The organism is Clostridium culturomicium, assembly GCF_000821305.1.
Taxonomy (GTDB): Bacteria; Bacillota; Clostridia; order Clostridiales; family Clostridiaceae; genus Clostridium_J; species Clostridium_J culturomicium.
The window spans coordinates 187,845-211,530 of sequence record NZ_CCXK01000014.1 but is presented as its reverse complement, the minus strand read 5'-3'; the positions used below and the strand labels follow the sequence as shown (position 1 = coordinate 211,530).

Annotated in this window: 21 protein-coding genes, 1 riboswitch and 1 other annotated feature; of the genes, 17 read left to right on the top strand and 4 right to left on the bottom strand. The window is 33.0% G+C overall.

Annotated elements, in window-relative coordinates:
* The first annotated feature begins 57 nt into the window (after positions 1 to 57).
* The 8 genes from cobD to BN1075_RS04895 all read left to right on the top strand — a co-directional run bounded on the left by cobD (position 58) and on the right by BN1075_RS04895 (position 9,676).
* On the top strand, positions 58 to 1,131 hold the full coding sequence (gene cobD, locus BN1075_RS04930) for a threonine-phosphate decarboxylase CobD (protein WP_040191976.1): 1,074 nt from the start codon (positions 58 to 60) through the stop codon (positions 1,129 to 1,131).
* Positions 1,132 to 1,155: 24 nt separating this feature from the next.
* A riboswitch (cobalamin riboswitch) is annotated at positions 1,156 to 1,330 on the top strand.
* A 201-nt stretch (positions 1,331 to 1,531) separates the two neighbouring features.
* Positions 1,532 to 2,467 carry an ABC transporter substrate-binding protein gene (locus tag BN1075_RS04925; protein ID WP_040191975.1) on the top strand — a complete coding sequence of 312 codons (936 nt, stop codon included), beginning with the start codon at positions 1,532 to 1,534 and terminating at the stop codon, positions 2,465 to 2,467.
* A complete protein-coding gene (locus BN1075_RS04920; RefSeq protein ID WP_040191974.1) occupies positions 2,442 to 3,473 on the top strand; it encodes a FecCD family ABC transporter permease in 1,032 nt (343 codons plus the stop codon). Before BN1075_RS04925 ends, BN1075_RS04920 begins: the two co-directional genes overlap by 26 nt.
* A gap of 9 nt (positions 3,474 to 3,482) precedes the next feature.
* Positions 3,483 to 4,238, top strand: a complete 756-nt coding sequence (locus BN1075_RS04915) for an ABC transporter ATP-binding protein (protein ID WP_040191973.1) — start codon at positions 3,483 to 3,485, stop codon at positions 4,236 to 4,238.
* 4 nt (positions 4,239 to 4,242) lie between these two features.
* The gene (locus BN1075_RS04910) at positions 4,243 to 4,899 is read left to right on the top strand and encodes a Dph6-related ATP pyrophosphatase (RefSeq protein WP_040191972.1); all 657 of its coding nucleotides are present in this window, start codon (positions 4,243 to 4,245) and stop codon (positions 4,897 to 4,899) included.
* 1 nt (position 4,900) lies between these two features.
* Complete coding sequence (locus BN1075_RS04905) at positions 4,901 to 6,394, top strand: cobyric acid synthase (RefSeq protein WP_040191971.1); 1,494 nt, start codon at positions 4,901 to 4,903, stop codon at positions 6,392 to 6,394.
* A 154-nt stretch (positions 6,395 to 6,548) separates the two neighbouring features.
* Positions 6,549 to 6,787 (top strand) — a binding site (T-box leader).
* Between the two features lie 94 nt (positions 6,788 to 6,881).
* Positions 6,882 to 8,156: a dicarboxylate/amino acid:cation symporter gene (locus BN1075_RS04900; RefSeq protein WP_040191969.1), complete on the top strand. Its 1,275-nt coding sequence runs from the start codon at positions 6,882 to 6,884 to the stop codon at positions 8,154 to 8,156.
* Between the two features lie 83 nt (positions 8,157 to 8,239).
* Positions 8,240 to 9,676, top strand: coding sequence for a deoxyguanosinetriphosphate triphosphohydrolase (locus BN1075_RS04895; protein WP_040191968.1), 1,437 nt, complete (start codon positions 8,240 to 8,242; stop codon positions 9,674 to 9,676).
* Positions 9,677 to 10,004: 328 nt separating this feature from the next.
* Here BN1075_RS04895 and BN1075_RS04890 read toward each other — a convergent pair whose 3' ends face one another.
* Positions 10,005 to 10,877 (bottom strand): endonuclease/exonuclease/phosphatase family protein, encoded by an 873-nt coding sequence (locus tag BN1075_RS04890; protein WP_235777759.1) that lies wholly within the window; start codon positions 10,875 to 10,877, stop codon positions 10,005 to 10,007.
* 291 nt (positions 10,878 to 11,168) lie between these two features.
* On the opposite strand from BN1075_RS04890, the gene BN1075_RS21475 reads away from it, so the two are divergent.
* Positions 11,169 to 11,342 carry a hypothetical protein gene (locus BN1075_RS21475; protein WP_156132760.1) on the top strand — a complete coding sequence of 58 codons (174 nt, stop codon included), beginning with the start codon at positions 11,169 to 11,171 and terminating at the stop codon, positions 11,340 to 11,342.
* 57 nt (positions 11,343 to 11,399) lie between these two features.
* On the opposite strand, the gene BN1075_RS04885 is transcribed toward BN1075_RS21475, so the two are convergent.
* Complete coding sequence (locus BN1075_RS04885; RefSeq protein WP_040191967.1) at positions 11,400 to 14,042, bottom strand: ABC transporter ATP-binding protein/permease; 2,643 nt, start codon at positions 14,040 to 14,042, stop codon at positions 11,400 to 11,402.
* 148 nt (positions 14,043 to 14,190) lie between these two features.
* Here BN1075_RS04885 and BN1075_RS04880 point away from each other — a divergent pair, with 148 nt between their 5' ends.
* From BN1075_RS04880 to BN1075_RS04865, 5 genes are all read left to right on the top strand, one after another.
* Positions 14,191 to 14,853: a TetR/AcrR family transcriptional regulator gene (locus tag BN1075_RS04880; RefSeq protein ID WP_040191966.1), complete on the top strand. Its 663-nt coding sequence runs from the start codon at positions 14,191 to 14,193 to the stop codon at positions 14,851 to 14,853.
* A gap of 183 nt (positions 14,854 to 15,036) precedes the next feature.
* Positions 15,037 to 15,177: a hypothetical protein gene (locus BN1075_RS21885; protein WP_197072277.1), complete on the top strand. Its 141-nt coding sequence runs from the start codon at positions 15,037 to 15,039 to the stop codon at positions 15,175 to 15,177.
* Between the two features lie 16 nt (positions 15,178 to 15,193).
* Entirely contained in the window at positions 15,194 to 15,628 is a 435-nt protein-coding gene (aac(6'), locus tag BN1075_RS04875) for an aminoglycoside 6'-N-acetyltransferase (RefSeq protein WP_042387018.1), read from the top strand.
* Positions 15,629 to 15,643: 15 nt separating this feature from the next.
* Positions 15,644 to 16,252, top strand: a complete 609-nt coding sequence (locus tag BN1075_RS04870) for a hypothetical protein (protein WP_040191965.1) — start codon at positions 15,644 to 15,646, stop codon at positions 16,250 to 16,252.
* Between the two features lie 66 nt (positions 16,253 to 16,318).
* The gene (locus BN1075_RS04865; protein WP_040191964.1) at positions 16,319 to 17,668 is read left to right on the top strand and encodes a TraB/GumN family protein; all 1,350 of its coding nucleotides are present in this window, start codon (positions 16,319 to 16,321) and stop codon (positions 17,666 to 17,668) included.
* 111 nt (positions 17,669 to 17,779) lie between these two features.
* On the opposite strand, the gene BN1075_RS04860 is transcribed toward BN1075_RS04865, so the two are convergent.
* Together BN1075_RS04860 and BN1075_RS04855 are read right to left on the bottom strand one after the other, a co-directional pair.
* Positions 17,780 to 18,247: a DUF6773 family protein gene (locus BN1075_RS04860; protein WP_040191963.1), complete on the bottom strand. Its 468-nt coding sequence runs from the start codon at positions 18,245 to 18,247 to the stop codon at positions 17,780 to 17,782.
* 2 nt (positions 18,248 to 18,249) lie between these two features.
* The gene (locus BN1075_RS04855) at positions 18,250 to 18,444 is read right to left on the bottom strand and encodes a helix-turn-helix transcriptional regulator (RefSeq protein WP_040191962.1); all 195 of its coding nucleotides are present in this window, start codon (positions 18,442 to 18,444) and stop codon (positions 18,250 to 18,252) included.
* A gap of 316 nt (positions 18,445 to 18,760) precedes the next feature.
* Here BN1075_RS04855 and BN1075_RS04850 point away from each other — a divergent pair, with 316 nt between their 5' ends.
* The 3 genes from BN1075_RS04850 to BN1075_RS04845 all read left to right on the top strand — a co-directional run bounded on the left by BN1075_RS04850 (position 18,761) and on the right by BN1075_RS04845 (position 23,395).
* A complete protein-coding gene (locus tag BN1075_RS04850; protein WP_040191961.1) occupies positions 18,761 to 20,992 on the top strand; it encodes a type IA DNA topoisomerase in 2,232 nt (743 codons plus the stop codon).
* 175 nt (positions 20,993 to 21,167) lie between these two features.
* Positions 21,168 to 21,500 carry a hypothetical protein gene (locus BN1075_RS20585; protein ID WP_052406392.1) on the top strand — a complete coding sequence of 111 codons (333 nt, stop codon included), beginning with the start codon at positions 21,168 to 21,170 and terminating at the stop codon, positions 21,498 to 21,500.
* A gap of 77 nt (positions 21,501 to 21,577) precedes the next feature.
* Complete coding sequence (locus BN1075_RS04845; protein ID WP_052406391.1) at positions 21,578 to 23,395, top strand: immune inhibitor A domain-containing protein; 1,818 nt, start codon at positions 21,578 to 21,580, stop codon at positions 23,393 to 23,395.
* Positions 23,396 to 23,686 lie beyond the last annotated feature (291 nt).

Sequence of the window (23,686 nt, the reverse complement as noted above, 5' to 3'; positions counted from 1 at the left end):
TAGCCATATTAAATGAAAAGTTAAAAAGGAAAAGTTAACTATAGGGAGGTGAAGAATATGGCAGTACATGGTGGAAATGTCGAGGAAATAGGAAGGAAATATAATATAAACCATAAGGATATCATTGATTTTTCAGCTAATATTAATCCTTTAGGCTTAAATAAAAAAGTAAAGGACAGCATGATTTCAGCATTGAATTTAGTTGAAAGATATCCAGACATAACTTATTATAATTTGAAGCATACTATATGCAGTTACGAAGGGATTGATTTGCTCAATATATTTATTGGTAATGGAGCTGCTGAGGTTATATTTAATATAGTAAGAGCTTTAAAACCTAAAAAGGTATTACTTCCAGCGCCGACTTTTTCAGAATATGAAGAAGCTGTGAGGAGTATAGATGGAGAAGTTAAATATTATTCCTTGAAGGAGGAAAATGAATTTCGAATTGATGATAATTTTATAAAAGACATTGATGAAGAGATTGATTTAATATTTATATGTAATCCTAATAATCCAACAGGAGTTCTTACAGAAAAAAAGTTTGTTGAAAAGGTACTTAAAAAGGCTGAAAAGTTTGGAACTAAGGTTGTTTTAGATGAGTCTTTTTTAGATTTTGTTGAAGAGAAATTTAAATATTCTTCAATTGAATTAATTAAGAACTATAATAATTTAATTATAGTTAAGTCCTTAACTAAATTCTTTGCAATGCCTGGAATAAGAATTGGTTATGGTATCAGCAGTAATGAAGCTATCATAGAAAGTATTAACAAGGTTTCGATTCCTTGGGCTGTTAATATTGTTGCTGCAGAAGGTGTATGCACTGGAGTGAAAGAAAAGGAATATATAAATAAAACTATTAAATATGTTGAGGAGCAAAAAAATTGGTTGTATAAGGAGCTAAATAAACTTGATTTTATAAAAGTTTTTAAACCATCCGTGAATTTTATCATGTTTAAGACATTAAAGAATATAAATTTAAAGGAAACATTGCTTCAAAAAGGAATTCTCATAAGAAGCTGTGGAAATTATGAAGGACTAAGTGAGAATTTTTATAGAGTAGCTGTTAGAACAGCAAAGGAAAATGAGAAGTTAATTTCTGTAATGAAAACTGTTTCATTTGACAAATAAACAAGTAAAGAATATAATTTAAGTTGAAAATTCAATATGATTGGTGTTTGTAACTTAATAGGGAATTAGGTTGAGCCTAAGCTACCCCAGTAACCGTAATACAGACGAAATCCTGATAAAGCCACTGCAGATTTTGCGGGAAGGCATGGAAAGTAGAATGATGTAGAGCCGGGAGACCTGCCATTTATATTATGAAGCTTATTATCTTCTGAGGGTGAGATAGTAAATACAAATTGATTTAAGAGAACAAGTTGTTAAATTGTATGAATTGTGTATAATTTGTGAGTTGTTTGAATTAATTATTATGTATTGTGGACACCTTCAAGGTGTCTTTTTTATGTCCTTATGCAAGAGTGCGTAAGACTAGCCCCAGATATTTATCATTTAGGAGGAAGAAGACATGAGAAAATCAAAAAAATTATTATCATTAGTTGCAGGTGCAGTAATGGCATTGATGGTTATGACAGGGTGTTCAAAGGAACCAACTGTAATGAAGGACAGGGAAGGAAATGAATTTGAGATACCTAAAGACATTAAAACCATTGTATCAACAGCACCATCTAATACTGAAGTTTTAGTTGGACTTGGCTTGGCTGATAAGCTTGTCGCAATAGATAAATATTCATCTGACGTGGAAGGAATCGATAAGGATTTACCACAAATAGACTTTAGGAACCCAGATGCGGAAACTTTAATAGGTTTAGATCCAGATATAATAATAGCTTCAGGTCATAATAAGGCAGGAGATGAAGATCCGTTTGCTCTTTTAAAGGAAGCTGGAATCACTGTTGTTTATATTCCAAGTAGCTCAAGTATAGATGGAATTTATGAAGATATTGAATTTATGGCAGAAGTAACAGGAACAGAGAAAAAGGGTAAAGAGATAGTGGAAACAATGAAAAAAGAAGTTGATGCTATTAAGGAAATAGGAAGTAAAATTGAAAATAAGAAAAAGGTTTACTTTGAAATTGGTTCAGGTGGTGGACTTTATACTTTTGGAAATAATACTTTCTTAAATGAAATGATTGAGGTTGTTGGTGGAGAAAACATATTTGGTAAGGAAGAATCTTGGATTACAGCAACTCCAGAGTCTGTTTTAGCTGCAAATCCAGATGTGATATTATCAAACGATCCTAACTTAACACCAGCAGGAAAAACTGCAATTGAAGACATTAAAAGCCGTGATGGATGGGACACAATCACTGCAGTTAAAAATGGAGATATTTATCAGATAGATAAAAATGCTTCAGCAAGAGGTTCTCAAAATATAATTAAGGCATTAAAAGAAATGGCTAAGGCTTTATACCCAAATGAATATAAAGACATCCAGGAATAGAACTTTAGCACTCTTATCAATTCCACTGGTTTTATTAATAATCTGTATTGGAACTTCCATTGGAAGTTCCAATATTGGCATATTTGATGTTTTTTCAATATTAGCCCATAAGATTTTAAGAGTCCCATTAGCAGAAGGAATTGATTCACAACAGGTTGCAATCATTTGGAATTTAAGATTACCAAGAGTACTTCTTGCCTTTATTGTAGGAGGTTCACTGGCAGCAAGTGGTGCTGTGGTTCAGTCAGTATTAAAGAATCAGTTGGCTTCACCCTTTACCCTTGGTTTATCTTCAGGAGCATCTTTAGGAGTTGGTCTTGTTATAGTTTCAGGAATATCAATTCCTCTTTTAGGAAACTTAACAATGCCTGTGGTTGGGTTTATTTTCAGTTTAGTGACAATGGCAATAGTTCTTAAGTTTTCTGAAAAAGTAGACAGGAGCATGTCAAATACTACAATAATTTTAAGTGGTATGGTTATTTCATTATTTTTTAGTGCTGCATTAACTACATTATCAGCACTTATGACGGATAAAATTGAAAGTATAACCATGTGGTCTATGGGTTCATTCTCAATGAGAGGCTGGACTTATGTTAAGGCTGGAGTACCATTTTTTATAATAGGACTTTTAGGGCTTTTTATTTATCTTAAGGAAATGGATGTTTTGACCTTTGGAGAAGAACAAGCAAAAGCTATAGGTGTCGACACTGTTAAGGTTAAAAGAAGCTTATTTATTTTTGTTGCAATATTAACAGGAAGTTCCGTTGCTTTAAGTGGAACTATTGGATTTATTGATTTAATTGCACCGCATGTGGTTAGAAAGATATTTGGTTCAAAGCATTCCTATGTAGTTCCAATGTCAGTGGTTCTTGGTGGCTGCATGATGATAATCACAGATTTAATTGCAAGAACCATAGTGGTACCTTCAGAATTACCAGTTGGAGCAGTAACAGCTCTTATTGGAGGTCCATTCTTTGCATATATATATTTTAAGAAATCAAAGTAGGTGAGACATATGTTAGAGGTTAAAGATTTGTGCTGTGGTTACGATGGAGTTGACGTGGTTAAAGGTGTTGAATTTAAAGTTACCAGGGGGAAAAATCTTTGTATAGTAGGTCCAAATGGATGTGGAAAAAGTACACTTTTAAAGTCCATAGCAAACCTTTTGGATTACAGAGGAAGCATAACCTTAGATTCCAAGGAAGTTAAAAAATTAAATAGAAAAGAATTGGCAAAAAAGGTTGCTTTAATGTCTCAATCAAGTGCAATTCATTTTCCTTACACTGTATATGAAACAGTTGCTTTAGGAAGGTATGCCCATCTTAAGGGAGTATTTGCGCAATTAGGAAAAGAAGATTATGAGATTATCGAAAAAAGCTTAGAAAATGCAGGAGTTTTGGACATAAAAGATAAACTAATCAGCGAACTGTCAGGCGGACAGCTGCAAAGAGTATTTTTAGCGAGAGCCTTTGCTCAGGATCCAGAAGTAATTTTGTTAGATGAACCTACAAATCATTTAGATTTGAAATGTCAAATTGAGATTCTGGAGTACTTAAACAAATGGACAAAAGAAAATGATAAAATTGTAGTGGCAGTGCTTCATGATTTAAACTTAGTTCAAGCTTTTGGTGAAGAAGTTGTAATTATCGATGCAGGTAAGATTGTAAGTGACGGTCCTCCATCTGTGGTTTTCAGAGATGAAAAGCTAGAAGCTGTCTATGGAATAGATGTAAAAGGCTTCATGGTGGAGACTCTTGAAAAATGGAGGTAATAATATGGGGAAAAAGTTTATAATGTCCTATAGCTGTGGCAAGGATAGTACATTAGCTTTATATAGAATGATACAGCAGGGTCATAAACCTAGTGCTTTGTTAGTTACGGTGGATAAAAAGGCAGGCAGGTCTTGGTTTCATGGAGTTCCAAATGAGCTTTTAGATGAAGTATCAAAGGCATTAGATATTCCACTGATGATAGTTGAATCTAGTGGTACAGACTATGAAGTAACATTTAAGGAAGCCTTAATTAGAGCAAAGGAAAATCTAGGCATAGACAGCTGCGTTTATGGAGATATAGATTTAGAAGGCCATAGAGAGTGGTGCACAGATAGATGTGAGGAAGCTGGTATTGAGGCAGTGTTCCCTTTATGGCAGGAAGGAAGAGAAGACTTAGTTTATGAGTTTATAGACTCAGGATTTAAAACTGTTATTAAGAATGTTAACTTACAGTGGCTTGGTGAAGAGTTTCTAGGAAAAACTTTAACAAGAGAAGTGGTTCATGATATTAAGGCTACAGGTTCAGATGCTTGTGGTGAAAATGGTGAATATCATAGCTTTGTTTATGATGGACCGCTATTTAAAAATCCAATAGATTTTGAAGCCGCAGGGATTGTAAAAACGGAAACCCACGGCTATTTAGATATAAGAGGTAAGTAGTATGAAGAAGATTATGGTACTGGGAACGGCATCTTCCGTTGGAAAGAGCACCGTTGCCACAGCAATCTGCAGATATTATAGAAAAAAAGGTTTTAAGGTTGCACCCTTTAAAGCTATGAATATTTCTTTAAACTCCTTTGTAACAGAAGATGGCCTTGAAATGGGAAGATCACAGGTGGTACAAGCTGAGGCATGTGAAATTAAACCCTTAGCTGAAATGAATCCAGTGCTTTTAAAGCCAGGCGGCAATAATAAAACTCAGGTTATTGTCAACGGCAGGGTGCATTGCACCATGGATGCTTATAAGTATAAGGAGTTAAATAAAGAACTGAAAAAGATCGTAAAGAACACCTTTGAAGACCTTTCTAAGGATTATGAGGTTATGGTTCTTGAAGGTTCGGGAAGCTGTGCAGAGATTAATCTTAGAGAAACTGACATTGCAAATATGTCCATGGCGAAGGCTGCTGGGGCAGATGTAATTTTGGTGGCAGATATTGATAGAGGTGGAGTTTTTGCTTCTGTGGTAGGAACTTTAATGCTTTTAACAGAAGAGGAAAGAGCTTTAGTTAAAGGTGTAATCATCAATAAATTTAGAGGAAAAGCTGAATTCTTTGAAGATGCAATGAAGCAGCTTGAAGACATAATTAAGGTGCCGGTCTTAGGTGTGCTGCCTTACTTTAATCTTGATATAGAGGATGAAGACAGTGTTACTGAAAGAATAAAAGAAAAATCAAAGGCTGAGGGCTTTGACATTGCGATTGTAAGGCTTCCACATATGTCTAATTTTACTGATTTTAATGCACTTGAAATTATGAAGGACGTATCAGTGAGATATGTATCTGATTCTTCAGAGCTTCAAAATCCAGACTTGTTAATAATACCAGGAAGTAAAAATACTATTTATGATCTTAAGGCAATTAAAGAAATGGGATTTTATGATAAAGTATTGGAGCTTCAAAAAAGCGGCACCATCATCTTTGGAATCTGTGGTGGGTATCAAATTCTTGGAGAACTGGTTGATGACTCACAAGGAGTTGAAGGTGAGCCAACTATTGAAAAGGGACTTGGGCTTTTAAGGATAAAAACTATCTTTAATGACGTAAAAAGAACCTGCCAAACTCAAGGAAGGATAGAGTGCAACAGTGATATTATCAAAGATTGCTCAGGAATTAAGGTTACTGGATATGAGATTCATAATGGCGTAACTGAAGTTCTTGAAGGCGCTGAAGATTTTATAATCAGCTCTGAAGGAGAAGATTTAGGAGTGTGCAATAAAGAGGGAAATGTATTTGGAACCTATCTTCATGGAGTATTTGATGAAGGTGAATTTGCAAAAGACTTTATAAACGCCCTAAGAAAGCATAAAGGCCAGGCAGTTGTAGAAAGTGAAGTCCTTGATTATAGAAAGTATAAAATGAGTCAGTATGATGAACTGGCAAAGCTTTTTGAAGAAAATATAGATATAAGTAGAGTAGATTTCAATGTTAGTAAATAATTACTATTAATAAAACTGTTGACGTTTTAAAAAAAATGTATTAAAATCAAAAACATCAAAGAAAATCAAATGAAATTCCTTTTAATATTCATTGAAAGGAATACTTGAAAAGTAAGGTCGAATAACTAAATTAAAGATTTGGGCATTTACTTAAGATAAAGCATTGATAAGGTAAAGTAACTATTAGGAGTTATCACAGAGAAGGTTAGATTGGTGGAATAACCTATGATGAATTTTAGTGAAGTGCGCCTTTGAGCTGAAAAGCCGAAATGAAGTAGGTTTTTATGGGTTCTCCCATTATAGAGATATGGTATGTAAGTACTAGAATTGAGATGAGCATTTTATGCTTAATCAGAGTGGAACCGTGGAAGATATATACCTTCTGCCTCTGTATTTTTACAGTGGCAGGAGGTTTTTTGTGTTTAAAAATATTGTTGGCCGGCAATTAACATAGATAAAATAATTTATTAAACATAGGAGGAAAAAGATGAATATACAAATAATTTTAGCAATAGTTTTATCAATTTCAGCAGCTTTTATAATTTATAAGGTGAAGAAAAAGACGGGAAAGCTTTCTCTAGCATCCTTATCAGCTTTAGCATTGGGATTAGCAATAGGAAGTATTTTTAAGGAGAATAGCAGCTTCTTAAGCACAGTAGGTAAGGGCTATATGTCTTTAGTTAAGATGATTGTTATGCCTTTAGTAATATTAGCAATAACCACAAGCAGTGCCAGACTAAAGGATTTAAATACCTTGAAAAATATAGGTATTAAGACCGTTGGGTTGCTTTTAGGAACAACAGGAATTGCAGCTTTACTTGGAATTGTTGTTGCAAATCTATTTAATTTAGGAGCAGGGTTAACTTTTAATGGTGCTATAGATTTCACAGCTAAAGAGATACCTGCCTTTTCACAGGTTTTATTGGACATGCTACCAGCCAATCCAGCAGGAGCAGTGGTGGAAGGAAAAATAATTCCAGTTGTTATATTTTCAGTATTTATTGCCATAGCTTTAGTTATTTTAGATAACAGAGAACCAGAGAAGGTTAAATATTTTAAAGGATTTTTATTAGGAGCAAGTGAAATTGTTCAAGAGATTACTAGATGGATCTTAAAGTTAATGCCTTACGGAGTATTTGCTTTAATTGCAACGGCAGCAAGCCAGAACGGAGTTAATACCTTAGGTTCATTATCTATTGTTATAATAGCTGTATATCTTACATGTATCTTACAGATGTTATTAGTTCATACACCACTACTTGCTTTTGTTGCAAAGGTAAATCCACTAAAATTCTTTAAGGCCATTTTCCCAGCTCAAGTTGTTGCATTTACAAGTCAAAGCAGCTATGGAACATTACCTGTGACCATTGAAAGTCTTGTGGATGGAGCTGAGGTTTCAGAGGAGGTTGCTGGATTTGTTGCACCGATTGGAGCAACTGTTGGAATGAATGCTTGCGGAGGATTATATCCAGCTATAGTGGCAATTTTCGTTGCGAATATGTTTAATACCGATTTATCGTTATATCACTATGGTTTAATAGTTTTAACAACTATGGTTTCATCTTTAGGAATAGCAGGAGTGCCAGGAGCTGCAACAATGTCAACCACTGTTATTTTATCTACTCTTGGACTGCCAGTTGAAGGTATGGCAATGATTATTGCTGTTGATTCAGTTATCGATATGATGAGAACGGCAACCAATGTTACAGGTGCCGCAGTTGTTGCAAAAGTTGTGGATGCAACAGAAAAAAGAAGAAAATAGTTTCTCTATTTTAGCATAATATTGAATAAGAAAAATACCCATGTGAAGAATAAGGATATGATGTTAAAAAGAGAGGTTTAATAATGGCAAGATTCACATGGGAACAGATTTTAAATAAGAATCGTATTAGAGAATATAAGGGCTCAAAAAGAGCTGTAGATTGCAGGAATGAATTTGAAAATGATTATGATAGGATTTTATTTAGTGCTTCCTTTAGGAGGCTTCAGGATAAAGCACAGGTATTTCCTTTAGAGAAATTAGATTTTGTTCGAACAAGGCTAACCCATTCTTTGGAGGTATCCTCCATTGGAAAATCCCTTGGAAAAAGCATCGGCTGTAAACTTATTGATATAGCTAAAGATAAAGATGATAGCTTGACAATGCATATGGTGGAGGATATGAGCAATATATTAGCTTGTGCAGGGTTGATTCACGATCTTGGAAATCCACCATTTGGTCATTTTGGTGAGGTAGCAATAAGAGAGTGGTTTGAAGATAAGCTTAAAAGAAACCAAGATGGATCTTTTACCTTTGAAGATGATAAATATGAGTTTCAATTAGATAAACAAGAGGGCTTAGATTTATTAAACTTTGAAGGAAATGCTCAAGGGCTCAGGATATTAACCAAGCTTCATTTTGTAATAGATAGGTTTGGTATGAACTTAACCACTGGAGTTTTAAGTTCGGTTATTAAATATCCCATATCCTCTGTGGAGCTGGAGGAAAGCGGTTTAAAGAAAATTGGATACTTTAAATCAGAAAATAAGGTGTTTCAGGATATTGCAGAAAACACAAATATTTCTCGGAGTAGAAATCCGTTAGTTTATATTTTAGAAGCAGCAGACGATATAGCCTATCTTTTAGGTGATTTAGAGGATGCTTTTAATAAAAGGATAATATCCCATGATATATTTAAAAAAAGATATGAAGCCTTTATAAAGGAAGAAGGATATGAGGAGAAAACCTTAGAGGAAAGCCTATCATTCTATTTATCAAAGAATTATGAGATAGCTAAGGAAGAGTATGGATATGAAGATCCAGGGGAATATGCTTTAAAATCCTTTATTATAAAGCTCAATAACTACCTAAAGGAAGCTGTAATTGAGGAGTTTATTTCTTCTTATGAAGATATTATGAATGGCTCTTATGAGGGGGATATAATAGGAAACTCTAAGGCTAATAATATTTCTTTATTTTTAAGAAGAATATCGAAAGAGTATGTGTACACCAATGAAAGGGTAGTTTCAAATGAAATAGTGGGTTATAACATTATTCACAGATTGTTAGATATCTTTATACCTGCAGCACTGAATAAAGAAGTTAAGCCATTTAAAGGCTATGATGGAAAGTTATATTCTTTGATTTCTAAAAACTATCGTTTTGTCTGTGAAAATAATTTAGAGCAGCAAGAATGCAGTGAGGAATATTCAAGAATTTTATTAGTAACGGACTTCATCTGTGGAATGACAGACTCCTATGCAGCTCAGCTTTATCAGGATTTAAAGGGAATGAATGTATAGGGATAATTAGATTAATAATGAATAGTTTAGAATGAACGATTAAGGTGGAAATTCCTTTGGGAGTTTCTATTAAAAAATCTATAAGAATTCCATAGGGAATCTTATAGATTTTTCTTTTTTATAGGTAAAAATATTAAATTTATTTTAGCTTAAAGGTAATTGTTACAGGATTATGATCGGAGTTTTTAAACTGTAAATCTGTACCCACTGTTGAGATAACTTCAATATTATCAGATACCAAGAAACCATCAATTACAGATAGGAGGTTTTCACCAGGGGTATAAGGAGTCGCAACAGTTCTGTCTGAAGGAACTGTTTTGTCATAGGCCTAGGTGAAATTTTCAGGAGTAAGCTCCTCTGGTACATCCTGAAGCCAGTCAGGCCACTTCTCAGTAGTTGGGAAATCAAAGGCGTTTGATCCAGGCATCTGTTGATTCCAGTCACCACCAATGATAACATAGTTCCCTTTAGCATACTCTGCTTCAAGAAATGCTTTTATATATCCAAGTTGCACCTTACGCACAGTTCCACCCTTATCATAAGCAGAAAGATGGGCATTAATAGCTACAAGTTCTTTACCATTATTCACAGGCATTCTGTTCACAGTCATGCATCTATCTAGGTCTCCTAGCTGAACAAAGAAGGAAGATTTACCAGGTAGGTCATATCTTGTTGAAGAAGCAATATCATATTTAGATAAAGTTAGAAGACCAGCTAGTACATTTCCATGGGGTTTCGAAATTGGAATTGGTACCCAAGGAACCTTATAGTTTATTGCAAAGTTACTGCTGTAATCCTTAAATTTGTCTTTAATCATTTCGACTTCATTAATCTTATAGCTTCTAGTTGCTTTAACATCAACTTCTTGTAAAAACATTAAATCAGAATTTAAGTCCTTAAGAGTATTTATGATAGCGTTCATATTTTCTAGAGTTTTTTCTTTACTGAGACCTCTAGACATTTTACCGCCATCCATAAAAAAGTCTACATTTTCATCCATGGTTCCGTAACCTATGTTAAAGGTTGTGATTTCTATTTCATCCTTAGTGTTTAATATTTTAGTTTTATTATTTTCAACTTCTAGTGAAACTTTCTCTTCAGGTTTATAGTCAGTGACAATCATGAAGCCGATGTATCCAGCTGCAATTATTATAATAGCTGCTAAGATACCAATAGTGATTTTAAATATTTTTTTACCCATTATACCCTCCTTAAATGAGCTCTAGAAGTGATGCTCCAAATATTTGATTTGGTTAACAGAACCTCCACAGTGTGAATCTTTGATTTGGTTAAAGTATTTACTCCTTCCAATGAATATGAGAAGGAGATTCATATATAATATAAGAATATAGTATCATATAAATTAAATAAAGTATTAAAAGTTAAATTTTATAGAGCAATGCATTATATATGGGATTATATTACACAATAGTTTATAATAAGAATAAATGAAATTATTTAAATTTAAATTAATGATTGGGGAATGGGTTATATGAATTCTTTTAGTCCATTATATTTTTTACCTGCGTTACTTGCATTTCTTATATGGGGTGGAATATTGGGAATGGGTATATATTCCTTTGTTTTATTTGTGAAGCTTGCAAGAAGAGGAATAAAAGCCTTAGATATTTATATCAATGAAAAAGAGAGTGGAAAACCACAATAAAAAATTAGGGAAGCGTTAAAGTTTATGCTTCCCTGATTTTTATTTGAAAAACTTTTTTTATTCAGTTCTTAATGCTTCTACTGGATCCTTTTTAGCAGCCATTTTTGATGGAATTAATCCGGAAATAACTGTTAGCACCATGCTTATTACAACTAATATAATAGATGCATTTATTGGTAAGGAAGCAATATTCTCTATACCAAAAGCATTAAATACGATACTATTAACTGGTATATTGATAAGAGTTGTTACTCCAATTCCAAGTAAACCTGCACATAGCCCTATAATGAAGGTTTCAGCGTTAAATACTCTTGAGATATCCTTCTTAGAAGCTCCAATTGCACGAAGAATACCAATTTCTTTAGTTCTTTCAAGTACAGAGATGTAGGTTATAATTCCTATCATTATACAAGATACTACTAGAGATATAGCCACGAAGCCTATTAATATATAAGTTATAGCATTGATAATTGTAGTTACTGAAGACATTATTAAGGCTACAAAGTCTGTGTATCTTAAAACCTCATTTTCATCTCTTCCACTGTTATACTCATCTATAAAGTCTGCGATCTTCTCTTTAGCTTCAAAATCACTTGGATAAATTAGTATAGTTGATGGTTCATCTATATCGGCTACACCAAACAATTCAAGGTTTCCTTCATAGGTAGCGTCAGTTTTTAAAGCTTTTAGATAATCTTTAAACTGATCAAGGACCATTTCGTCAGTAGCACCTTGAGCCTTCATTTGTTGAATTGCACCCTGCATTTGCTGTTGCTCGACTTCTGGACGAGTTGCGATGTAGGCTTGTAAATCCTCCATAGTCATATCTTCATCTTTGTTTTCAGATTCAAAGGCAATACCTGTTAAAATATCTTTATTAGGGTCTGCCATCTGCTCTTTAACTATTTCACTTTCCTGAATAGTTTCTACAGCATATTTAGTAAGATCTGTTGAGTATCCAACTCCGCCATAGGCAGCAACGCTGCTAGATGAGCTTCCACTTTTTTGTCTTATGATCCCTACTACCTTTATTTCTAAAGCATCTTGAAGTTTATTTAAAATATAGTCTTCATCATCGGACATATCCTTCCAAATTCCATTTTTATCTTTTTCGTAGTAATCAGTATTAAGTAAAAGCTTAAATTTAAGTTTCATTAAATCATCATAACTATACTTCATTATTTCTTTAGCTTCTAGTTCTTCACCATTCATAGCGCTCTTTAGCATGTCCTTTAACTCTGATTGCTCAAGAAGTCCAAGGGCATATAAAGCATAGTCACTTATTGTTCCATTACCATCAGTAATTATAACAACTTCATCATGGCTTTCTGGAAATCTTCCATCTACAAGCTCATACTGTGTGTCAAGAAGATTCTTTTCAGCTGGAAGTTGGCTCCAAATGTCATAGTTGGTGCCACCCATTGGGCTCATTGGTGCAATCTCTGCCATGTTTCCCATGGAAACCCCCATGGAATCCATAACCTGTGAAGGGTTTACCTGTACAAGGTCTTCACTATCATCAGCTTTATAAAGGTTCAGCTGTGTTTTATATTGATATTCAATACCTGAAGTATATTGGCTTAGTGTATCACTGTTAGTTTCTAAATACTCTTTAAAGTCCTTTAAATCATTAGTTGTTGTGCCAGCTGCCATAGATGAAATCATAGAAGACATCATGTTATTAGAAATAATCTCATTGTCTCCTGATTCTGCTTCATTTTGCTTTGTCTGGCTTTCCATCATATTAGTCATGAAGCCTGTTAAGTCGGCACTTTCTCTTTCTATTTGAAGTGGATAATTTCCTAGTGTTTCCTCTTCAACGCTGTCAATGTAATTTTGAACCCCGTTTGATAGGGAAAGAATTAAGGCGATTCCTATTATACCTATGGAACCTGCAAAGGCAGTTAAGAAGGTTCTCCCTTTTTTAGTCATAAGGTTGTTTAAGCTTAATGAGAGAGCTGTAGTAAAGGACATAGATCTCTTTTTCTTATTTTCATAATTAACTACTGCCTCTGCATTTCTATCATAAGGCTTGCTATCGTCAATAACTTCTCCATCTAATAGCTTTATAATACGAGTAGAATATTCTTCAGCTAAAGAAGGGTTATGAGTAACCATTATTACTAAACGTTCCTTTGAGATTTCCTTTAGAATATTCATTATTTGAATACTTGTTTTTGTATCTAAAGCTCCTGTAGGCTCATCCGCTAAGATGATGTCTGGATTGTTAACTAAGGCTCTGGCAATTGCAACTCTCTGCATCTGACCACCAGACATTTGATTAGGTCTTTTGTTGAGCTGATCTCCAAGACCTACCTTTTCTAAGGCATCAATGGCACGCTGTCTTCTTTCTTGCTTTGATACTCCTGACAGCGTCATTGCCAGCTCAACGTTGGCTAAAACAGTTTGATGGGAGATTAAGTTGTAGCTTTGAAAAACAAAGCCGATAGATTGATTTCTATAGGTATCCCAGTCGCTGTCTTTAAATTCCTTTGTTGACTTACCGTTAATAATTAGATCTCCACTGGTATATTGGTCAAGGCCACCTATGATATTTAATAAGGTAGTCTTTCCACATCCAGATTGTCCTAAAATTGAAACTAATTCATTTTCTCTAAATTCAATGTTAACACCGCGTAAAGCGTGTACCTTGGTATCACCTGTAATATACTCTTTTTTTATATTACTAAGTTTCAACATATAATTACTCCCCCTAACTTTTGCGCCAACTAAGTGACACAGTGTTCCTCGTTGCTAAATTTATTTTAAGTGACACTGTGTTACTTGTCAATAAAAATAAAAAATGTTATAATTCCGTTAAAATCTATTAATATTTGGAGGTGAAGGTATGGAATTTGTAAGAGCCCGCAGTGATGCACAAAAGGATCTTAGAATACAGCAGATTAAGGAGATTGCCATAAAACAATATGAAATCCATGGTTATGATAAAATCTCCATGAAATCAATTTCATCAGAATTGGACTTTTCACGCTCAAATTTATATAAATACTATACTTCTAAGGAGCTCATTTTCACTGACATTCTTTGTGATGATCTTCTCCTTTGGACTGATGAGTTATGCAGTAGGTTAGAAAAGGAAGAAAAAATGTCCCATAGGGATTTATGCACCTTTATAGCGGAAGTTACTGCAAGACATATGCGGATGATTGGATTAATGACCTTTCTGCCACCAATTTTAAGCAAAAGTGTTGACATAAAAGCCTTAATGGTTTATAAAGATAAAATTTCTGGAAAAATGGATTACTTTTTATCTTTACTTCAAAAGCATATTCCAGAATTAAGTCTACGTGAAATATATCTTTTCGGAGAGTATCAATTCCGATATTCTATGAGTTCCTATCAAACTATGCTTAGAGAGCCCATTGAAGGGCTTATGCCTGAGGCAGATGAGTTATGTCCAATAAATTTTGACTTTGAATCTTCCTATAAGGAATATGTTTACATAATTTTGAAAGGCATAATTGCTAACAGAGATGAGAATAAAAGTTAAAGTAAAAAAGTACAGCCTTCTGTATTAGTAGCAGGAGGCTGTACTTTTTTTATTAGAAAATATATTTATTCTAAATTTAAATTGATTAAAGTTGAATTATGTAATTATATTCATTAATAGTATATAATTAACATAGATAGAATGTGATTAAGTATATTTAAGTTAATGATTGGGGGATTAATTATGGCTATTTTTTCAATACTATCGTCTCTTTACATAATACTTGTGGTATTTGTTATTTGTTTAGTAATTTATGCATTGATATTATCAATTAAGGCTTTGAAGATTTATATTGAAAAGAATTCCTTTAATAATTTCAAGTAGCTGTGGTGGTGAAAAGGTGATAAAAAGAGCAGAGATAAAAGATTATAAAGATGTTACAAAACTTGCTTTGTTATTATGGCCAGATAATGAAGTTATAGAGCTTCAAAAGGAGTTTAAACATATACTTTCTTCTGAAGAAGCTTTAATTTTATTAAGTTATGACAAAGATGAAGTTATAGCTTTTGCACAATGTCAGCTAAGGCATGATTATGTGGAGGGAACAGATAATAGTCCGGTTGGTTACTTAGAAGGAATATATGTTAAGGAAGCATATCGAAGCAAGGGATTAGCGAAGGAGCTACTGGGCGAATGTGAGAAATGGGCTAAAGACAAAGGATGTAGTGAATTTGCTAGTGACTGTGAACTTGATAATATGGATAGCTTAAAGTTTCACTTAAGGGCTGGTTTTGAGGAAGCAAATAGGATTATTTGCTTTACTAAGAGAATTTGAGTTAGGAGATGAGGTATGAAAGAGAGAATTAAAACGTTTATAGGATTAATTAGTGTGCTAGTGATTTTTGTGGGAGTTATAGTATTAGTTAATGCAGTTATATTTATTGCTAATCCAAAGACCTATGGAAATACTGAAGAAGAGATTATTAAAGCAATTTATAAGACGGAGCTGGTAAATAAAGAGCAGGAAGCAGTAGATATTATTGATATAGTAGATATGGGAACTACAAGAGTAGCGGGGTTTTGTACATCGATGGGTAAAACAGGAATCATAGAATTTGAAAAAGATAAAAAAGGGAAATATGTTTATGCTTATGTGGAAACATATCAAGGTGACATAGGTAATTATGTACAGTGGTTCAATAATGTATATCCTGAAAAAGCTCCAAAGCCAGAAGAATATATTAAAGAAGGTTTTGCTATTGATGAAAGTGCGCAGCTTATGTTTATTGTAATTTCAAATGGTACGGAAAAGTACGATTTAACTTTAAATGTTAATGAAACCTATGACCTTAATGGAGAAATTCAATTAGGCAAACCAAGTATGTTGAGTTTTGAAATGGCTGAGATAAAAGGAAAAGATTCATATAGCTTTGATTTAAAAGCAATTGATTCACATTGAAATAATATATTTGAGCATAATTAACTTATAAGTTTTAGATGAAATGTAGAAAAGATGGGAAATATTATGAAAATGAATAGTAGTAAGCTAATAACAATGTCTGTAGTTGTAGGACTAATTTTGCTAGTTATGGTGGCATGTGAAGCTAAACCACTTTCTGAAGAAGAGTATATTAAAAAGTACGCAGTAGAATTAAAAATAGATGAAACAGTAGACAATTTAGAGCTAGAGTCATTTAATAAAATTATCAAAGATAAAAGAATTATATTTACCAATGAAATGCATGGAGTTAATGAAAATTCTATAATTCAAACTAAAGTGTCACAATACCTAATAGATAATTGGGGATTAAAATATATATTAGTTGAAGGTGGCTATGCTGCGGGTACAATTTTAAATACTTATATTCAAACAGGAGATGAGGAGCTTTTAAATCAATATAAGAAAATTTATTTAATGAATAAGTTTAATAATACCTCCTATTATGACTATATGAAGTCGTTATTTGAAAAAAATAAGGAATTATCAGAGGAGCATAAGATTAGAATAATTGGAATTGACAGTATAGAAAATGTTCCTTGTGTGAAAATGTTTATTGATTTACTTATAAAAAATAATCCAGACTTATCACCTGAACAAATAAATGTATTAAACACATTTAGTAGTGAAATTGAGGAAGTTGATATACTTAACAGTACCTTAGAATATAATGTAGAAGAGAATAAGATCAAGGTTCAGCAAGCTGTTAATAAATTAGAAAGTCATATAACTTCAAATGATGTAGAATATGAAGAAAATCTAGAAGACTCACTTTTTGAACTTAAGGTAATTTTAAGCAATATAAAAAATACTCAAGAAATTTCAGGTAAACCATTAAATGACCATTACAATAAAAAAGAATTTTATGAAGTAAGAGATAAAAATACCTATAATAATTTTAAAATACTGGATGAAAAATTCAATTTAGAAAAGTCATATATCCATTATGGAGGGTCTCATGTTTATCAGAAAGAGTTTAATGGTGTAAAATATTTGGCATCATATTTAAATGATGATGATGAGCTTAGGGGGAAGATTTATTCTTTTAGCACAGTTTATAATCAAGGTGGAATATTTAAGTATGAATCCTGTTCAAACGAAACCTTTTCAAATATATCAGGAGACTTGAAGAGAATAATTAAAGAGTCAAAATTAGAAGGAAAAAACTTCATTTTAGATTTAAGCAAAGCTAGTAGTCCTTTTAAAAAAGCAATGTCTAAAATACCATTTAGTGAATATGACTCCAATTATTTTGAGAAAGAAGTATTCAAGAATAATGCAGGCGTTTGCACAGATTATGTGCAAGGTATAATATTTATAGATTATCCAACTCCTATACAGTGGATATCCTTGGATATATTTAAAGATAAAAAGTAATATTAAGTATTTTGTGATTTTAAAAGAGAAAATGAAGAGAGTGTATGATGATAAATTTATACACTCTCTTCATTTCTTAGTTCAAGTTATAATTAAATATAAATAGGCTATTTAATCATCAATATCATCATCATCAAGTTCAGCTTCAATTTTCTTTATTTTACGTTGGTTTAAACTTCTTAGTATGGACCAAGAAAGGAAATATCCAACGCTGCTAATTATAAATACTAATACAAGGGTAAAAATCTTTTCATTTAGAAGCATAGAATCCTTTACCATTTGAAATGCCATAACTTCAGTTATAACTACTCCAGAAATCAAACTATTTGTAATTAGAAGTTTGTTTGTAATGTTAGGGGTTAAGTTAGTACCTTTTGAAATATTTCTAATTAAAATATAGGCGGAGGCGCCAAAGAAGCATACCATTTCAGTTATATATTCTACAGGAGCAGCTTTAAACACATATTGTTGTATTAGAATTGAAGCTATTAGAAAAAACATTACTAAAGAAAAAGCTTCACTAGTTATTTTTCTTTTTTGATTAATCTCTCTTTCATCGCGAATAACATTTCTTTTCATATCTATTCCTCCCAAAATAATTGATCTAAGGTTTTATTTAGAGCTTTGCATATTGCTATGCAGAGATTAAGTGTTGGATTATAGTTTCCAGATTCGATTAGTCCGATGGTTTGTCTTGTAACGCCTACGGCTTTAGCTAAATCGTCTTGTTTCATGTCTAGTTCTAGTCGTGCTATCTTCATACGTTTGTTTTTCATGAAAAACCTCCTTACAAATAGTACTATAATATATAAATTGCTAAATGTCAAATATAGATTACATTTGGTCTGGTAAAGATTGCATTTTGATTTATAAATGAGAAGTGAGAATTTTTACTTTTATAATGAATTAATGTGTTTTTTAGTCTTTTGTTTAAGAAAGTTGGATAATGGGATATAATAGTATAATGGACAGGTTTAAATAATAAAATCTGCACTTATGGATAAATATTTGTGTGATTTTATAGTTAAATGTGTTATTCTAAGAAATAGATTTACGTAAGATTATTAAAAAGACAAGTAAGGGTGAGATATAGTGGCTAAAGTTATTATTGCGGAAAAACCATCCGTGGCAAAGAATATTGCAGAGGCTTTAAACATTAAGACTAGAAAAGATGGATATTTTGAAGGTGAAGATTATTTAGTTACATGGGCTTTTGGTCACTTATTACAGCTATATGATGCTAAGGATTATGATGAAAGTATGAAAGGCTGGGAGTTTTCTAAGTTTCCTTTTATACCAGATAATTTTAAGTATAAGATTAAAAGTGACTCACTAAATAGAAATATAGTTGATAAGGGTGCTGAAAAGCAGCTTAGAATTATCAAGAGTTTAATAGATAGAGAAAATGTGGATGGAGTTATATCTGCAACGGACTTTGACCGTGAAGGACAAGTTATTGCCGATGAGCTCTTTATATATTTTAATGAGGAAAAGCCAGTTTACAGACTTCTTTTAAATGAGTGGACACCAGATGAGGTTAAAAAAGGTATGGCAGCTTTAAAGCCCAATGAAGAAATGCAGTCCCTTCAGGATGCTGGTATTGGAAGGCAATGGGCAGATTGGGTTATTGGAATAAACCTTACTTCAGTTGCAACTCTTAGATATAAATTTGAAGATGTTAAGCTACTTAACATTGGAAGGGTTCTTCTTCCAACCTTAAAGATTATTTATGATAGGGATAAGGAAATAAGGGAGTTCGTTGCAACTACTTATCACAAGCTTAATGTAACCTTCAAAACTCAGAATAATGAAGAGTATGATGGTATGTATTATGAAACAAAGAATGTTGAAGGCGAAGAAAAGCTGGATGAAAAGTTTGATGAGAAGGATTATCTTAAAAATATTGCAAAGGCTCTTGAAGGGAAATCGGCAGAGGTTGTTGAGAAGCAGACTGAAAAGAAGAAGGAATATCCTCCATATCTATTTAATCTGTCAAACCTGCAGGGGTATGTTACAAGTAAGTATAAGGGATGGACTTCTGATAAGGTGTTAAAGGTTGCCCAATCGTTATATGAGAAGAAGTTAATTACTTATCCAAGAACAGCTAGTATAGTTCTTGAGGAAAGCTTAGTGGATAGAACTAAAAAGGTTTTAGAAACCTTAAAAAGAGGCCTGCCTTATGAGGGGGAAATAAAGTTTGCCAAGACAAAGAGAATTTTCGATAACTCAAAGGTAGAGAGCCATAGTGCCATCGTTCCTACTTATATTATTCCAAAGGGGCTTTCACCAGATGAGACTATTGTTTATAAAGCTGTTAAGAATAGATTTATAATGCAGTTTATGCCTATTGCTGAATTTGAGGAAACAAAGATCACTTCCAAGGTTTATGATGAAAAGATAAAAGGAGTATTTGTTTCGAAGGGAAAGGTTCAAATTGTTGAAGGTTGGCGTAAAGTTGAGAAGATAGAAACAAAGGATACAATTCTTCCTCTTGTTATGGAAAAGGAAATGGTTGATGTGGTTGGCACTAAGGTTAATACTGTTACCAAGAAGCCGCCTAAATATCATTCAGAGAAAACTCTCCTTAGAGTAATGGAAACCTGTGGTAAGAGTATTGGAAAAGAAGTCTCTAATGATGAGGATGATGATGAAAATACTTCACCAGAAACTCAAGAGGAAACCTCTGAGGAGTTAATGAAGGCAATACTTAGTGGATTTAGTATTGGAACTCCTGCTACAAGGGCAGAAACCATTAAGAAGCTTAAGGATATAGGATATATAACAACTAAGGGGAAAAACTTAACTTGCACGGAACTTGGAACTACAATGGTTGAGATGTTCCCTGTTAGAGAGCTATTTGACCTTGAGTATACAGGGCGATTAGAGAAAACCTTATCGGATATAGAAAAAGGCTTGGTTAAAAAGGAAACCTTCATTAATCATATCTGTGAATTCACAAAAAGTTCAGTTGAGGCCATAAAAAATGATACTTCAATGTTATCTAAAATTAAGGTCGAACTGCCTGAAGGAACTGAGAGTGTTGGTAACTGCCCTATATGTGGAAACCCAGTGATTGAAGGATCTAAAGGATTTGGTTGCTGCAATTGGAAAAATGGCTGTAAGTATACAATTTGGAAAAATGATAAATATATCGAATCCATGGGGAAGACTGTAACAAAGGAAATGGTTGAACTACTTCTTAAAAATGGCAAGGTAGGATTTAGAAATTTAAAAAGTAAAAAAGGAAATACCTTTGCAGCTTATTTAAGATATGAAAAGGATGAAGCAACAGGATATTTTAACTGGAAATTAGAATTTATATAAATAAGTTTATCCGATTATTAATTATAAAAAGGATGTGTTACATTGATGAACACATCCTTTTTATTGTGAACTTTGTGTGAAAAATAATTTAAGAATAATATTATTTTGATACTAACCAATGTTTTCACGCATACAAATTTATAGTGTAAAAATTAATTTATAGGTGGTGTTCGTATTGTTAAAAAGAAGGTTAACTAAATTGATGGTTAGTATCTTAACTGTAAGTTTTGTTGCAATGAACTTCATAGGGCATAATGCAAGAGCATTAAGCAAAGACGTTGATAGTAATTTAGTTAGGAATGAAACAGAAGAAATATCTATGGGTGCTTCTCAAGGTAATTATTATAAAAATGGTGGACCAATAGATACAGTAGTTGCTAATGAGTTTAAGATAATTGAGATATTAAAAGATGAAGGCAAAATATCAAAAGAAGCCACCTTCGAAGAAGAACAAGAGGCTTATACTGAGTATATGCAGAATGTAGCTAAAATAATAATCAAAAGATAACTAAGGAACAGAAAGAATTAAATGGTAAGGCAAAGGAAAATAAAAAGAAAAATGAAAATGGAATAACATCCTACAGTATGAATGATGAAGTTACAGAAATAAATGTATTAGCTGTTATGGTTGAATACGATGATTATAAGCATAATTCTATACAGCCTGGTGAAACAGAGATGTATTATGATAGCTATGAAAAGCAGCATTATCAAGATATGCTATTTGGAGAAAATGGATACAAGGGACCAAATGGTGAAAATTTAATATCTATGAGACAATTCTATGATGAGCAGTCTGGTGGAACAATGAAAATCACAGGAACAGTTACAGACTGGTATACTGTACCAGAAACTGCAAAATATTATGGTGAACATGTTGGTGGTTCTAATGATATAAGACCTAGAGAGCTAATTATGGATGCTCTTAATGAGGTTGGGAAGGATACTTCTATTAATTTAGCTGACTTTGATCACATTGATAGGTATGATTTAGATGGCGATGGAAATTATGATGAGCCAGACGGATTAATTGATTATTTAATAGTTATTCATGCAGGAGTTGGTGAAGATAATGGCTGTGGATATTTAGGTAGTGATGCAATCTGGGCACACAGCTGGGACCTTGGTGGATTATATGAAATTCCAGGAACTAGCTATACAGATGAAAATGGTAAAGAAAGACCTTACTTAGGATATAAATATACAACTGAATCAGAGGATGGAGCAGCAGGTGTATTCGCTCATGAATTTGGTCATGAATTAGGCTTGCCAGATGAATATGATACCCAGTATAGCAGTGCTTCAAGTGAGCCAATATCTAACTGGTCCGTAATGTCTTCAGGAAGCTGGGCTGGTAAGGTGTCTGGTACAGAGCCAACAGGAATAAGCCCATATGGAAGAGAGATACTTCAAAGTATATATGGAGGTAATTTCCAAAAGCAAACAGTGATAAATTATGAAGATTTAACAATTAAAGGCACATCTTTTGATATAAATTCAGCTAGTACAACAGGGCAGGTTATTAGAATTAATCTCCCAGAACGTGAATATGCTATAAATACACCAACTAGTGGCACCTATTCTTACTGGAGTGGAAAAGGTGTAGATGGAGCACCTATTAAAACCTATATGACTACTACTGTAGATTTAACAGGAGCTGTTAATCCTGTTTTACAATTTAAAACTTGGTATGATATTGAGTATGGTTGGGATTTTGCATCAATTCAGGTTAGGGAAGTAGGAAGTGAAGATTGGACTTATGTAGAAGGTAATATTACTACAACTGACCATGATCCAGATGCTGAAGTTGTAGTATCACATGGAATTACTGGAACTTCTAATGGATGGGTTGATGGAGTATTTAATTTAGAAGGTTTTGTACAAAATACAGGAAAAGAGGCTGCTGAGAACTACTATTTAATCGAGTGGAGAAATCACCAAGGTGTTGATATGAGGTTAGCTCATATTAATTCATTAGGAAATATCTTTGCATTTGATCCAGGTATGGTAGTTTGGTATGTAAATAACTATTATACTGAAAACTGGGGTGAATATCATCCAGGTGGAGGATATCTATCAGTTGTAGATGCAGACCAAAACAACATTAATTGGGTATTTGGAGATAAATCTACTATGTTCGCAAGTAACAAATACCAAATGCATGATGCTGCATTTAGCTCTAAGACAGGAAGTAAATTTGTTGTAGATTTTAGCGAAGTTTATGGAAGAAATGCTATTGATAAATATTCAACAGCTAATCCTAAGTTTACTGATAAGCAAGAGTTTAATAATATAGGAATACCAACATTAGGAACTGATTTGCCAAAACTAGGATTAGATATACAAATCTTGAAGCAATTAAAGGATAATAGTGGTGCAACAATTAGATTAAGTGTAAAATAAATATCAATTATGCAAAAAAAGAAGGTGCTAAGCTTAAAAAGCTTAACACCCCTTTTTTTATCAATATTAATTTGTAAGGATGAATTTAAATCACTTAAATATCTTTTGGTCCAACCACCTTTCCTAAATCTAGTTCTGCGTTGACAGCTAAATTTTCCAATGGTGTAACCCTCCTTATAATTAATAAAGGTAAACAGCGGATTCCCGCTCCATGTAATCTTATAACTTCTTCGATTTAATCGATTCAGTAACTTGATTACAATATTATTATGTCACGGTATGAAAAAAATA